Genomic DNA, 13,354 nt, shown 5'->3' with positions numbered 1-13,354 from the left:
AAAAATCCTCCTATTCTGTTTCTCCATTTAAATATTGTTCAACAAAGTCTAAGACCTGTTGTTTTCCATTATTATTTAGTGATGAGTGGAAGAAAACATCATCATTATGGAAATCAATTTTTGTTCTGATATCTTTTAGTGCTTTAACTTTATCGTTATTTGACACCTTATCCATTTTAGTGAAAATTATTTTAAAAGGAGTTCCATAGTGATCTAGCCATCTTAACATATCTAGATCTTCTCCACTTGGAACTCTTCTAATATCTAGAAGAACAAAAACTAGTTTTTTTCTAGGACTAGCAAGATATCTTTCCATTGTTTGTCCCCACTCTTTTTTCATCTCTTTGGGAACTTTAGCAAAACCATAACCAGGTAAATCAACAAAGAAGATCTCTTTATTGATTAGGAAATAGTTTATTAATTGTGTTCTACCTGGAGTTTTACTTGTTTTAGCAAGTTTATTTCTTCCAGTAATACTGTTGATCAATGATGATTTTCCAACATTGGATCTACCCACAAAAGCAAACTCAGAATGGTTTAACTCTTCAGGATAATCTCTTTCAAATACAGCTGACTTAATGAAATCTGCTTGTTTTATATTCATTGTTTTACCTCTTTTTATTATTTTTCAAGAGCAAGTTTTTCAACATCCTCATAGTTAGAAGCAAAATATATCGTAATATCTTTTGTTACTTCAGCAGGAATTTCTTCAACATCAACCCTATTTTCATCGGGAAGAATAATGTTTTTTATTCCAGCTCTATGAGCTCCAATAACCTTTTCTTTAATTCCACCAACTGGAAGAACTTCACCTGTTATAGTGATTTCACCAGTCATTGCAAAAGTTTGTTTTACTTTTCTCTCTGTTAAAACAGATAGAATTGTAGTGGTAATAGCTGTTCCTGCCGAAGGACCATCTTTAGGTGTAGCTCCCTCAGGAAAATGTAGATGTATATCCTTTTTTTCTAGGATTGTAGGATCAATTCCATATTTTTCTAAATTGGCTTTTAAATATGTAAATGCAACCATAGCTGATTCTTTCATTACATTTCCAAGCGTTCCAGTTAAAGAAAGATTTCCTTTTCCAGGGATTTTAACACCTTGAACTTCAAGTGTCATTCCACCAACAGAAGTCCAAGCTAAACCATTAACAACTCCAATTTTAGAAGTCATTTTTTTAGCTTTTTCAGGTCTGAATTTAGGATGACCAAGATATGATTCTAGATTTTTAACTGTAACACTGATAGATTTTGTCTCGGAATCCAATACTTTTCTAGCAACTTTTCTGAAAAGTGATGAGATCTCTCTTTTTAGATTTCTAACTCCGGCTTCTCTCGTATATTCATCAATAATTTTTAAAACCGCTTTATCTGTAAATGAAATCTTATAGTTAGAAAGACCATTTTCAGATTGAGCTTGCTTTATAAGATAGTTATTAGCGATATGTAATTTTTCAAACTCAGTGTATGATGAAAGATTTATAATTTCCATTCTGTCTCTAAGAGGTCCAGGAATATTTCTTAAATCGTTTGCTGTTGCAACAAAAAATACTTTAGAGAGATCAAAAGGCATATCTAAATAGTGATCTTCAAAATGTTTGTTTTGTTCAGGATCAAGTACTTCAAGCATAGCAGAACTAGGATCACCTTTAAAATCACTAGACATTTTATCAATCTCATCTAGAAGGATAACAGGGTTAACACTTCCAGCATTTTTAATAGCTTTAATTATTCTTCCAGGCATAGAACCGATATATGTTCTTCTATGTCCTCTAATTTCAGCCTCATCTCTAACCCCACCAAGAGAAACTCTAACAAAGTTCCTTCCTAAAGAGTCAGCAATAGATTTGGCAAGAGATGTTTTTCCAACACCAGGAGGACCAGCTAAACAAAGAATTGTTCCTTTCATATCTGGATTTAATTTCTTTACAGCTAGATAATCTAGAATTCTTTCTTTCACATCTTTAAGTCCGTAGTGGTCTTTCTCAAGAACATTATGAGCTATTTTTAAGTCTAGAGTTTCAGGAGTAAGAACATTCCAAGGAAGCTCTAAAACATTTTCTATATAAGCTCTTGAAACAGTAGCTTCAGCAGAGTAAGGAGCCATTTTAGAAAGTTTTTTCATCTCATTCTCTAATTTTTGCTTAGCTTCTACTGGAAGATCTGTAGCATTGATTTTTTCAGCTAAGTCATCTGTATCCTCATCGCCACCATTTTTTCCAAGTTCTTCTCTAAGAGTATTAATCTTCTCTCTAATAAAGTAACTCTTTTGACTTTCATTAATCTTGTCCTTAACTTTTTGATCCACTTTTTGTTCGATAGTTGCTATTTCAATTTCGTCATTAAGAATTTCCAAAAGTTTATATCCTCTGGCATTGACATCTAGAGTTTCTAAAATCTCACTTTTTAAAGAATCTTCAACTTCTAAAGTGAAGGCAACAGCATCAAAAACTTTACCAGCTTTTCTAAAACCTTTTAATTGAACCATGAATTCAGCATTTATTTGAGTATTTAAAGAAGAATATTCTTCAAACAGACTAATAACTTTTCTTTTTAGAGCTGTAAGTTCAGCTGAAGGTTCTTCAGTAGCAGAAATAACACTATAATCAGCCATAAGAATTCCATTTTCTTCAACAATACTTTCAATAAGAACTCTTTTATCAACTTCAACTAAAATTTTAAGACTTTTATTTGGAAGAGGTATAGATTGTATAATGGTAGCCAATACCCCTATTTTGTGAATGCCTTCATTTAAATCTGGATTTTCATCTAAAGGATCTTTTTGAAGACTCAGAATTACTTTGTTTTTAGTTTTCATAGCAAAAGTCATTGTTAGTAAACTTCTTTCTCTTCCAACATAAAGAGGAGAAGCTGCTCCAGGGAAAAGTACCATCTCCCTAGTAGGTAAAAAAGGTAATCTACTCATAAGTAATCACTCCTTAACGTTCAATTTTAACTTTAGTTGAATCTTGAATAGATTCCTCAGTGATAAGAACTTTTTTAATAGTTTTATCTGATGGAATTTCAAACATCAATTCAGTCATGATATTTTCGATAATAGATCTAAGTCCTCTTGCTCCAATTTTTCTATCTAAAGCAAGTGTTGCAATTTTTTTAAGAGCGGCTTCTTCAAATTCTAGTTCAACATTTTCCATTTCAAAGAATTTTTTATACTGCTTTACAATGGAATTTTTAGGTTCAGAAAGAATTTGTATAAGTGCTTTTTCATCAAGAGGAGATAATGTTGTAATAACTGGGAGTCTTCCAACTAATTCAGGAATAATTCCTTGTTTAACTAAATCTTCAGGAAGAACCTTACCTAAAAGTTCGATCTCTTTTTCTTGAGTTAATGCATTTTGAGAAGCTCCAAATCCTAAAACTTTTTTATTTGTTCTAGATTTAATAATTTTTTCCACACCTTCAAAAGCTCCACCAACAATAAATAAAATATTTGTTGTATCCACTTCGATTAGTTCTTGGTTTGGATGTTTTCTGCCACCTTGTGGCGGAACTTGTGATTTAGTTCCCTCTATAATTTTAAGAAGAGCTTGCTGAACCCCTTCTCCTGAAACATCTCTAGTGATAGAGGTATTTTCAGATTTTCTAGCGATTTTGTCTATTTCATCAATATAAATAATTCCTCTTTCAGCCGCTTCAACATCATAGTCAGCAGCTTGTAAAAGTCTAACTAAAACATTTTCAACGTCATCCCCAACATAACCTGCTTCTGTCAATGTAGTTGCATCAGCAATAGCGAACGGAACATGAAGTGTTCTAGCTAAAGTTTGAGCTAAAAGAGTTTTACCAGAACCAGTAGGTCCTATTAGAAGTACATTTGATTTTTGTAATTCAACATCCTTACTTCCTTGATCTTTATGCATAATTCTTTTATAGTGATTATATACAGAAACAGCTAATACTTTTTTACTGTCTTCCTGTCCAATAACATACTCATCAAGTCTTTGTTTAATCTCTTTTGGTATTGGTAGTTGTATACCTGTTAAAGAGCTAGTTGTAGAAGCATCTGTTGCTTTTTCTCCATAATAGATGTCGTTTTCATAGCCAAGCATATCAAAACAAGTTTCAATACATTCATCACAAATAAATGAACCATCAATTCCAGAGAAAAGTTTAGAAACTTCATCTTGTGTTCTTCCGCAAAAAGAGCACTGTTCTTTTTTATTCATCTTTCCCCTCCTATTTAATGAATACGTGGTCTATAAGACCAAATTCTTTAGCTTCTTCAGCACTCATAAAATTATCTCTTTCAGTTGCAGATATTATCTCTTCAACCGTTTTATTTGTATTTTTACTTAAAATTTTAGATGTCAAATCTTTCATTCTTAAAATTTCTTTTGCTTGAATCTCTATGTCAGTAGCTTGTCCTTTTGCTCCGCCTAAAGGCTGATGGATCATAATTCTAGAATTTTCTAAAGAAAATCTTTTTCCTTTTGCTCCAGCAGAAAGTAGAAGAGCTCCCATACTAGCAGCTTGTCCAATACAAACAGTTTGAACGTCTGGCTTAATATAGTTCATAGTATCATAGATTGCCATACCAGAGGTAATAACTCCTCCAGGACTATTTATATACATAATTATATCTTTATTAGGATCTTCAGCTTCTAAAAATAGGAGTTGAGCAACAATTGCATTAGCTATCTGGTCATCAATTTCACAACCTAAGAAGATAATTCTATCTTTAAGAAGTCTAGAATAGACATCGTAGGCTCTTTCACCTTTTCCGGTATTTTCAATAACTGTTGGACTATACATTTTTATCCCTCCTTTAAAAACTTAAAGTTAAATACTAAAAAGAATTTTGGTATTTAACACTAATTTTTTAAAAAGCAGTATTGAGCAGGGGGATCCCTACTCAATACTGGTTAATATAGATTACTTAGCGTTGTTAACAATAACTTCAACAGCTTTTTGAGCTGTGATTTCATGTTTTAAACTATGTTTGAACTCGTCAAAATTAGAGTTTTTATTTAACTCTGCATCCAATTGCTCAACAGTCATTCCGTACATTTTAGCAATCTCTTCAGTTCTTTTATTTAATTCTTCTTCAGAAACCTCAATGTTTTCAGCTTTAGCAACAGCTTCTAAAACAACATCAACTAAAACTTTGTTGTGAGCCATAGGAGCGATTTGGTTGAAAGCTTGCTCTTTAGTCATACCAGTCATTTTTAGATATTGATCAAGATCCATTCCTTGCATAGCTAATTGTTGGTTCATTTCAGCCATTCTATTTTCTACTTCTTTTACAACCATAGATTTAGGAGCCTCAGCTTTAGATTCAGAAACTAATTTTTGAATTAATTTTCCAACAAAGTTATTTTGAACTCTAGCTTCTTCTCTAGCTATAATCTCAGCAGTTTTTTTAGCTTTTAAATCCTCTACAGATTCAAATCCAGCTTCTTTAGCAAACTCATCATTTAATTCAGGATTAGCTAAAGTTTTGATAGAGTTAATTTTAACTTTGAATGTAGCAGGTTTTCCAGCTAAAGCTTCAGAATGGTATTCAGCAGGGAACATTACGTTAACTTCTCCCTCTTGTCCTACAGTGTATCCAACTAATTGATCCTCAAATGTATCGATGAACATTTTAGAACCTAATTTTAATTGGTGTGAATCAGCTTGTCCACCTTCGAAAGGAACACCATCAACAAATCCTTCAAAAGCAAGATCTACAGTGTTACCCATCTCAGCTTTATGTCCTTCAGTAGCATCTTCTAATTTAGCTTTAGAAGTCATCATATTTTCAATCTCTTTATTTAAAAGGTCGTCAGACATTTCAAAAGTTTCTTTTTCAACTTCTAACCCTTTATATTCTCCTAAAGTAACTTCTGGATAAACATCAACTTTGAAAGTAATTTCAAGAGTTTCTTTCATTTCAGCAACAAGATCATAGATGAAACTTACTGGAGAAATTTTCTCTTCAGCGATAACTTTATCAAAGTTAGCTTTTAATACAGCTTCAACAACCTCTTCTTTTATAGCGTCAACATAAGCAGCTTCAACTTTATTTAAAGGTGCATGTCCTTTTCTAAATCCAGGTACTTCAACTTGAGAAGCAACTTTTTTAAGAACCTCAGCTTTAATTGGTGATAACTCTTCAGCCGTTAAAGTCATTTTTATCTCAACTGCTGAATGTTCAATTTTTTTTAATTCGTGTTTCATTTTTTCCTCCTTAAAGTATATTATGTATTTAAATATCTTAAGCTTTTTGAGCTTTAAGATCTTTTAAACGAAACTGATAGAATTCCTCTCCTCTGGATATGATCTTTTCAGGATAATAGATAATATCATATACAGTATCTTTGCCACTTTTTAAAAGTTTAGAACTTAAATCAAAAGCCACAAGAGGATAGGAATTTCCATTTTTAATTAAAAAACCATTAAAATGTCTATTTTCAATACCAAAAAATTTGGTATCAACAATTTTTACACCCTTATCTAAAAAATATGGGTGTCTATTTTCTAAGCCAAAAGGTGCTAATTTTTTTATATCTTGAATAATATCTTTATCTATTTTATCGATTGGAAATTCTAAATCAATCTCTAAAGATTTTGGTTGCTTGAAAGAGTGTTCGTGGATTTGAATCTCTTTTTCAAAGAAGGATTCAATACATGGTAGCTCTTTTTGATTAGCTATAAAACCAGCAGCTAAATCATGACCTCCAAATCGAATTAATTTATCTTCTACAAGCTTTAAAATATTAAAAATATTAACTCCTGGAATACTCCGACAAGAAGCTTTAGCCACTCCATCTTTTAAAGATATCATAGCGACAGGAAGATCATATTTCACACTTAACCTAGATGCGACAACACCAATGACTCCAGGATGCCACTTTTCAGAAGCCACAAAAATATACTTTAAATTTTCGGTTCCTTTTTTTTGAACCATACTATTCGCTTCATCAAAGATAGCTCTTTCTAGTTCTCTTCTTTGTTTATTTGATTTTTTCATCTCTTCAATAATATTATATATTTCAAAATCATCTGTTTTCATAAAAAAATCTGCACCAAGTTTAGAGTTGCCTAGCCTTCCCAAGGAGTTGATAAGAGGTGATACAAAATAACTAATATCCGTTGTACTAATATCTTTGTTATAAAGCTTTAGATATTTCATAAGATATACTAAACCTTTAATTTTAGTATTCTTAAGAGTTTCTAAACCTTTGCTGATAATAATTCTATTCTCATCAAACATAGGAACAACATCAGCAACAGTTCCTATCATAACAACATCTAAAAATTGATAGAGCTTAGAGAAGTCTTCATTCAAATGAGAATACACAGCTTGAGCAACTTTTAAAGCTACTCCAGCTCCAGCTAGGAATTTGAATTGGTAATGGTCACTGAGCTTAGGATTGATAAAAAGAACATTGTCCTTTTCATCATCCTTTACACTTTTGTGGTGATCAGTGACAATAACATCAATCCCTAAACTTCTAGCATACTCAACATCTTCACGGGAATTAACTCCAGTATCGACAGTGATTATTAATTTCCCCAAATTGTGGTGGATAAAATCGATAGTTTTTTTATCAAGACCATAGCCCTCATCCATCCTATTGGGAATATAGTAATCAATATCAATTCCAATCTCTCTAAACGCTAAGACAAGGAAGATAGCAGCGGTTATTCCATCTACGTCATAATCGCCATAGATAAATAACCTTTCTCCGTTATTTTTAGCTGAAACTATTTTTTCTACTACTTTATCCATCACTTCAAAATCAAAAGGGTTTTTAAGTTTATCGATAGATGGATTAAGAAAATTCTGTACGTCTTCTTTTTCTAAAAAGCCTTTTTTTAAAAGTAAAGTAGTTAAAAATTCAGAAACATCCCACTGACTAGCCTTAGTTTCAATAAGATTTTCAGATACTGTTTTATATTCCCAGTGCATAGATTACCCTTTTAAGTTATCAAGTAACTGAGATATTTTTATTGCGTGTTCTATAGTATCGTCAAGTTTAATTCTCATTTCAGGAGTATATCTTAAGGCTAGTTCTTCGGATACTCTTTTTCTTAGAAAACCTTTGATCTCATTTAATCCTTCTAAAACTTCATTCTTATTCATTTGTTTACCAGCTATTGGCATAATGCTGAAAAATAAATCAGCAAATTTTAAATCCTCAGTAACTCTTACACTAGTAATAGAAACCATAGCTTTTTTTAATTTTGGATTTTTTATATCTTCGAAAAGAGCTTTCGAAACAACTCTACTGATCTCTTTTTCAATTGCAGCTAATCTTTTCTTATTCATAATTTATCACCTACTTTAAAGTTCTTTTAACTTCGATTATATCAAATGCCTCAACGATATCGCTTTCTTTAATATCATTAAAGTTTTCGATTCCCAATCCACATTCTTGACCAGCAACTACTTCTTTAGCGTCATCTTTATATCTTTTTAGAGTATTTAGTTTACCTTCATAAACAATAACTCCATTTCTAAGGATTCTGATGTTAGAGTCTTTTCTAACTTTACCATCCACAACAACACATCCAGCAATGTTTCCAACTTTTGAAACTTTGAATACTTTTTTGATCTCGATTCTTCCAGAGTAGTTCTCTTTGAATTCAGGATCTAGCATACCAGTTAGAGCTTTCTCAATATCTTCAATGATATGATAGATAATGTTAGAAGTTCTGATTTCAACACCGTTAGAATCAGCTTCTTTTAAAGCGTTTGTAGTAGGTCTTACGTTAAATCCGATGATGATAGCGTTTGAAGCTTCAGCAAGTTTAACGTCACTCTCTGTAATAGCACCAGAAGCAGCTTGCATAATATTAACAGCAACTTCACCTGTAGAAAGTTTTAATAGAGAATCTCTTAAAGCTTCAACAGAACCTCTTGAGTCAGCTCTTAAAATTAAGTTAAGTTCTTTTATGTTAGCGCTATCCATTTGTTGAGATAGTGATTCTAGAGATATAGTTTTTCTAGTAACTTCAGAAATTTTTCTCTCTTTTGTCATCTCTTCAACAATTCTTTTAGCGTGTTGCTCATTTTGAATAACATAGAAAGTATCTCCAGCAGAAGGTACCTCATTAAATCCAATAATCTCTATTGGTTGAGAAACAGTTGCAACTTGAACTTTTTGACCTAAGTCATTAACTAAAGCTCTAACTTTACCCATACATTCACCAGCAACGATAACCTCTCCAATTTTTAAAGTTCCTTCTTGGATAAGAACGTCAGCTATAGGTCCAACTTTAGGATCTAGTCTAGATTCTAAAACGATACCTTTAGCTCTTTTTTTAGTGTTGGCTTTAAGCTCTAAAATTTCAGCAGTGATAAGAATTGTATCAAGTAAAGTATCAAGGTTTAATTTAGCCTTGGCAGAAACCTCAACAAATTCAGTCTCTCCTCCCCATTCAACAGAAACTAATCCGTGCTCCATAAGCTCTTGTTTAATTCTCATTGAGTTAGCTTCAGGTTTGTCAATTTTGTTGATAGCAACAATAATTGGCACATGAGCAGCTTTAGCGTGAGATAAAGCTTCTATAGTTTGAGGCATTACACCATCATCAGCAGCAACAACAAGGATAGCAATATCAGTAACCTGTGCTCCTCTAGCTCTCATATCAGTAAACGCCTCATGTCCAGGAGTATCTACGAAAGTGATTTTTCCTGTAGGTTTAGTGATTTGGTAGGCTCCAATCTTTTGAGTGATACCTCCAGCTTCTCCAGAAGCTACAGTAGTTGCTCTGATAGCATCAAGTAAAGATGTTTTACCATGGTCTACGTGTCCCATGATAGTTATAACAGGAGCTCTATCAGTTAAATCTTCAGCTCTATCAGTTATTTCTAAATCAAACTTATCTCCGAAATCTAATTCTACTTCTTCTTCCATTTCAACTAAAGCGTCATACTCCATAGCTAACTCTTCAGCTAACTCAAAAGATATTGGGCTGTTTATAGTAAGCATTTGACCTTTTAAGAAAAGTTTTTTTATTATTTCAGAACTTCCAATACCAAGTCTATCAGCGAATTCACCAAGAGTGATCTCCCCTCTGATCTTGATTATTTTCATTCCATCTTCTTCAATAATCTCAGGTCCTTGTTCAGCTTTCTTAACAACGAAATCTGCTCTTCTTCCCTTTTTCTTTTTCTTAGATTTTGAATCAGTAGTATTGTTATCTGTTTTATTTTTATTGTTGTTCTTTTTTTTCTTTGAAGTTGGTTGATCTTCTACTAAAAAATCATCAGCTTCTTGTAAATCGATATTATTTTTCATTGTTTCCTCCTCGATATAAGCGCTGTTAGAAACAACCTCATTGATGTGGGAAAAATGAGCTGAAATTATCTTCTCCTGCTCATCACTTAACCCTGCAAGATTTGAGTGTACCTCAATTCCAATATTGTTTAAAATATCTAAAAACTCTTTGTTGCCAATACCATACATTTTAGCTAATTCGTGTACTCTTGTTTTCATAAAGCTAGACACCTCCAAATAGCCTAATCTACCAATCCCCTTGCCACTTTTTTATTTTTTATAGCAATAACGTTGACTTCATCTTTGTTGAATATATCACCAAGTTGTGTTTTATTCCCAAAATGAGCATAAGGAATATTTAATTCCTTAGCTTTTGTAATTAGTTTCTTATCATTTTTTTCGCTGATATCCTCTGCGATAATTAAAAAATGAATATGTTCTATCTCATCCATAACCATATTGATTCCGAATGCTAAGTGTTCAGAGTTTTTCATTGCCTTTAAAATATTTAGGTAATCTTTAGATTGCTTTTTAAGAAGGTTTACCATAGAAAGTAAATCTTCTATTCTTAGGCTATATTTTTTATTTTTTGAAATTCTTTTAATACATTCATGTGTTTTGCAAACATAGATTGCTCTTGATTGCATTTTTTGCTTTTCATCAAACGAATAGTTGTTCTCACTTATTTTAGCGATTCTAAATAGATCGCCTTTGTCTTTTTTTTCTCTACAAACCACACAAGTTCTTTCAGGAGTGTGATTATCCATGGTGTTCCTCATCATTTACTACAACGTTCTCCTCAGTACTGAAAGATTCAACAGTTTTGATATCTACTCTCATACCTGTTAACTTAGCAGCAAGTCTTGCATTTTGACCATTTTTACCAATAGCTAAAGATAGCTGAGAGTTTTCAACTAATACTCTAGCAGTAGTTCCTTCTTCAAGAACTTCAACACTGATAACTTTAGCTGGACTTAGAACAGCTGATACGAACTCTTTAATATCCTCTTTCCAAACTACGATATCAATTTTCTCTCCATTCAATTCGTTAACGATGTTTCTAATTCTTAATCCTTTTTGTCCGATACATGCACCTACAGTATCTATATTTTCATCTGATGAATAAACGGCAACTTTAGCTCTAGAACCAGCTTCTCTAGCAACAGATTTGATTTCGATAACCCCTTCTGCGATTTCTGGAATTTCTAATTCAAATAATTTTCTTAGAAGCCCTTCATTTTTTCTAGAGATGATAATTTTAGGAAACTTGTTTGTTTTTTCTACTTCAGATATGTAAACTTTGATTCTTTCCCCAACTCTATAAACATCTGCTGGAGATTGTTCAGCAGTAGCAAGAATAGCCTCGCAACCATCAAACTCAATAAAGATATTTCTTTTCTCATCGATTCTTCTGATGATTCCAGTCATTATGTCATGCTCTTTAACTTTGAATTTATCAAAGATATTTTGTCTTTCTGCTTCTCTAACTTTTTGTATTACGATTTGCTTACCATTTTGGATAGCATTTCTTCTAAATTCTTCACAGTTAACTTCAAGTTTGATTACATCTCCAAGCTTAATTCTTCTGTGACCAGCTTCAGCAGCATCCTCTACAGACACCTCTAAAGCAGCATCGTATAGATCTTCAGCAGTAACAACAGTTTTTATTTCAAAAACTTTTACTTCACCAGTAGATCTGTTGATTTCAACCTCAACGTTCTCCTCTTCACCGTAGTGTTTTTTATATGCAGCAAGCATAGCTTGTTCAACTGCTTCAAGAAGACTTTCTTTATTAATTCCTTTTTCTTTTTCTAGTTGCTCAAGAGCCTCTAAAAAAACTTTTCCGTCTTTACTTCTCATAACTGGTTTTTCCTCCTAACTAAATAATTAAATGTCACTAAAATCAAAGACAATATTTGATTTTTTTACCTCTTTGAAAGGGATTTCTAAAATCTCGCCTTTTATGTTAAGGAATAGTGTTTCCTCTTGAAAATTCTCAAGAGTCCCTTCGAAGTTCTTACTATCATTAAGTTTATGCTTTAAACTCACTTTAATTGTCTCACCTATAAACCTAATAAAATCTTTCTCTTTTTTTAAAGGTCTTTCAACCCCTGGAGAAGAAACCTCTAAGAAAAATTTATGTGGAATAAGTGTATCAATTTTTTCATCGATATCATTACTTAATCCTCCACAGTCTTCAAGAGTTATATCTCCGTTCTCCTTTTCAATGAAAACACGAACATAAAGATAACCACCCTCTTGTATATATTCTAAATCAACAAGGTCAAGCCCTCTTTTTTCAACTGCAGGGAAAACAATTTTTTCTATATTTAAAAGAGTTTGTTCCATCTCCCATTTATCTAATTTTATCATCATATCACCTCTTTCCTGATTAAAACTACAAAGAAAGAGTGGGATTTCCCCACTCTTTTCAGCTCTAGTATAAATTATCTAAGTAGATTATAGCATATAAATTAAAAAAAATCAACGAAATACTGTTATCGATATATTAATGTAGAAAAAGAAAAAAGTAAGTTTGTTAGAAATGAATGTTCACAATATATTTTATAAATAATTCAAAAGCAAACAATATAAATTTATTATTTCTATTGTATTTTTTTAAAACGTAGTGTATAAAATATATTATAAAAGTTTGTTTTTTATAGGAAAAAAAATAGTGAGGTGTTATTTTCAATGAAAAATGGTAAAAAAGTAGTAATTGGTGTAATTGGATCTGACTGTCATGCAGTAGGGAACAAAATAATTCACCATGTATTAGAGACTAATGGATTTGAAGTAGTTAATATTGGAGTACTATCTCCACAAATTGACTTTATAAATGCAGCAGTTGAAACTAAGGCTGATGCAATAATTGTATCTTCTCTATATGGACATGGAGAGTTAGATTGTCAAGGTATGAGAGAGAAGTGTGAAGAAGCTGGCTTAAAAGATATCGTTCTTTATGTTGGTGGAAATATCGTTGTTGGAAAGCAAGATTGGACAGATGTAGAGTCTAGATTTAAGGCTATGGGATTCAATAGAGTTTACAGACCAGGAACTCCAATCGAGATTACAACTGAGCATTTAAAATCTGATTTAGGAATTTAATTAATAAATTACAAAGAA

The 13,354-nt window shown here is 32.1% G+C and carries 12 protein-coding genes; 1 reads left to right on the top strand and 11 read right to left on the bottom strand.

All coding sequences use genetic code 11. The features are described 5' to 3' along the window. Nucleotides 1–10: 10 nt before the first annotated feature. The 11 genes from yihA to rimP form a co-directional block, all read right to left on the bottom strand. A complete protein-coding gene (yihA, locus tag Q0V67_RS00460) occupies nucleotides 11–604 on the bottom strand; it encodes a ribosome biogenesis GTP-binding protein YihA/YsxC (protein WP_297595972.1) in 594 nt (197 codons plus the stop codon). A gap of 17 nt (nucleotides 605–621) precedes the next feature. Continuing rightward, the gene (gene lon / locus Q0V67_RS00455; RefSeq protein WP_297595970.1) at nucleotides 622–2,925 is read right to left on the bottom strand and encodes an endopeptidase La; all 2,304 of its coding nucleotides are present in this window, start codon (nucleotides 2,923–2,925) and stop codon (nucleotides 622–624) included. A 13-nt stretch (nucleotides 2,926–2,938) separates the two neighbouring features. After that, entirely contained in the window at nucleotides 2,939–4,186 is a 1,248-nt protein-coding gene (gene clpX / locus Q0V67_RS00450; RefSeq protein WP_297595968.1) for an ATP-dependent Clp protease ATP-binding subunit ClpX, read from the bottom strand. Nucleotides 4,187–4,196: 10 nt separating this feature from the next. Continuing rightward, nucleotides 4,197–4,772 (bottom strand): ATP-dependent Clp endopeptidase proteolytic subunit ClpP, encoded by a 576-nt coding sequence (clpP, locus tag Q0V67_RS00445; protein ID WP_297595966.1) that lies wholly within the window; start codon nucleotides 4,770–4,772, stop codon nucleotides 4,197–4,199. Nucleotides 4,773–4,892: 120 nt separating this feature from the next. After that, a complete protein-coding gene (tig, locus tag Q0V67_RS00440) occupies nucleotides 4,893–6,179 on the bottom strand; it encodes a trigger factor (protein WP_297595964.1) in 1,287 nt (428 codons plus the stop codon). A 37-nt stretch (nucleotides 6,180–6,216) separates the two neighbouring features. After that, nucleotides 6,217–7,914, bottom strand: coding sequence for a single-stranded-DNA-specific exonuclease RecJ (gene recJ, locus Q0V67_RS00435; protein ID WP_297595963.1), 1,698 nt, complete (start codon nucleotides 7,912–7,914; stop codon nucleotides 6,217–6,219). A 3-nt stretch (nucleotides 7,915–7,917) separates the two neighbouring features. Further along, nucleotides 7,918–8,274 (bottom strand): 30S ribosome-binding factor RbfA, encoded by a 357-nt coding sequence (gene rbfA, locus Q0V67_RS00430; protein ID WP_185875837.1) that lies wholly within the window; start codon nucleotides 8,272–8,274, stop codon nucleotides 7,918–7,920. 10 nt (nucleotides 8,275–8,284) lie between these two features. Further along, nucleotides 8,285–10,447, bottom strand: a complete 2,163-nt coding sequence (infB, locus tag Q0V67_RS00425; RefSeq protein WP_297595962.1) for a translation initiation factor IF-2 — start codon at nucleotides 10,445–10,447, stop codon at nucleotides 8,285–8,287. 23 nt (nucleotides 10,448–10,470) lie between these two features. Next, complete coding sequence (locus Q0V67_RS00420; RefSeq protein WP_297596047.1) at nucleotides 10,471–11,007, bottom strand: DUF448 domain-containing protein; 537 nt, start codon at nucleotides 11,005–11,007, stop codon at nucleotides 10,471–10,473. Continuing rightward, on the bottom strand, nucleotides 10,988–12,088 hold the full coding sequence (gene nusA, locus Q0V67_RS00415) for a transcription termination factor NusA (RefSeq protein WP_297595960.1): 1,101 nt from the start codon (nucleotides 12,086–12,088) through the stop codon (nucleotides 10,988–10,990). Before nusA ends, Q0V67_RS00420 begins: the two co-directional genes overlap by 20 nt. A gap of 27 nt (nucleotides 12,089–12,115) precedes the next feature. After that, nucleotides 12,116–12,577: a ribosome maturation factor RimP gene (rimP, locus tag Q0V67_RS00410; RefSeq protein WP_297596045.1), complete on the bottom strand. Its 462-nt coding sequence runs from the start codon at nucleotides 12,575–12,577 to the stop codon at nucleotides 12,116–12,118. A 345-nt stretch (nucleotides 12,578–12,922) separates the two neighbouring features. Between rimP and glmS the strand changes: the two genes are divergently transcribed. Next, nucleotides 12,923–13,336, top strand: coding sequence for a methylaspartate mutase subunit S (glmS, locus tag Q0V67_RS00405; protein ID WP_297595958.1), 414 nt, complete (start codon nucleotides 12,923–12,925; stop codon nucleotides 13,334–13,336). Nucleotides 13,337–13,354 lie beyond the last annotated feature (18 nt).

The organism is uncultured Cetobacterium sp. (genome assembly GCF_947072685.1).
Lineage (GTDB): Bacteria > Fusobacteriota > Fusobacteriia > Fusobacteriales > Fusobacteriaceae > Cetobacterium_A.
The sequence above is the reverse complement of the archived record's forward strand: the minus strand, read 5'-3'. Positions and strand labels throughout refer to the sequence as shown.

Excerpts from the sequence above, each read along its gene's own strand:
- yihA (WP_297595972.1), bottom strand. The coding sequence starts at position 604 with ATGAATATAAAACAAGCAGATTTCATTAAGTCAGCTGTATTTGAAAGA.
- lon (WP_297595970.1), bottom strand. The coding sequence starts at position 2,925 with ATGAGTAGATTACCTTTTTTACCTACTAGGGAGATGGTACTTTTCCCT.
- clpX (WP_297595968.1), bottom strand. The coding sequence starts at position 4,186 with ATGAATAAAAAAGAACAGTGCTCTTTTTGCGGAAGAACACAAGATGAA.
- clpP (WP_297595966.1), bottom strand. The coding sequence starts at position 4,772 with ATGTATAGTCCAACAGTTATTGAAAATACCGGAAAAGGTGAAAGAGCC.
- tig (WP_297595964.1), bottom strand. The coding sequence starts at position 6,179 with ATGAAACACGAATTAAAAAAAATTGAACATTCAGCAGTTGAGATAAAA.
- recJ (WP_297595963.1), bottom strand. The coding sequence starts at position 7,914 with ATGCACTGGGAATATAAAACAGTATCTGAAAATCTTATTGAAACTAAG.
- rbfA (WP_185875837.1), bottom strand. The coding sequence starts at position 8,274 with ATGAATAAGAAAAGATTAGCTGCAATTGAAAAAGAGATCAGTAGAGTT.
- infB (WP_297595962.1), bottom strand. The coding sequence starts at position 10,447 with ATGAAAACAAGAGTACACGAATTAGCTAAAATGTATGGTATTGGCAAC.
- Q0V67_RS00420 (WP_297596047.1), bottom strand. The coding sequence starts at position 11,007 with ATGAGGAACACCATGGATAATCACACTCCTGAAAGAACTTGTGTGGTT.
- nusA (WP_297595960.1), bottom strand. The coding sequence starts at position 12,088 with ATGAGAAGTAAAGACGGAAAAGTTTTTTTAGAGGCTCTTGAGCAACTA.
- rimP (WP_297596045.1), bottom strand. The coding sequence starts at position 12,577 with ATGGAACAAACTCTTTTAAATATAGAAAAAATTGTTTTCCCTGCAGTT.
- glmS (WP_297595958.1), top strand. The coding sequence starts at position 12,923 with ATGAAAAATGGTAAAAAAGTAGTAATTGGTGTAATTGGATCTGACTGT.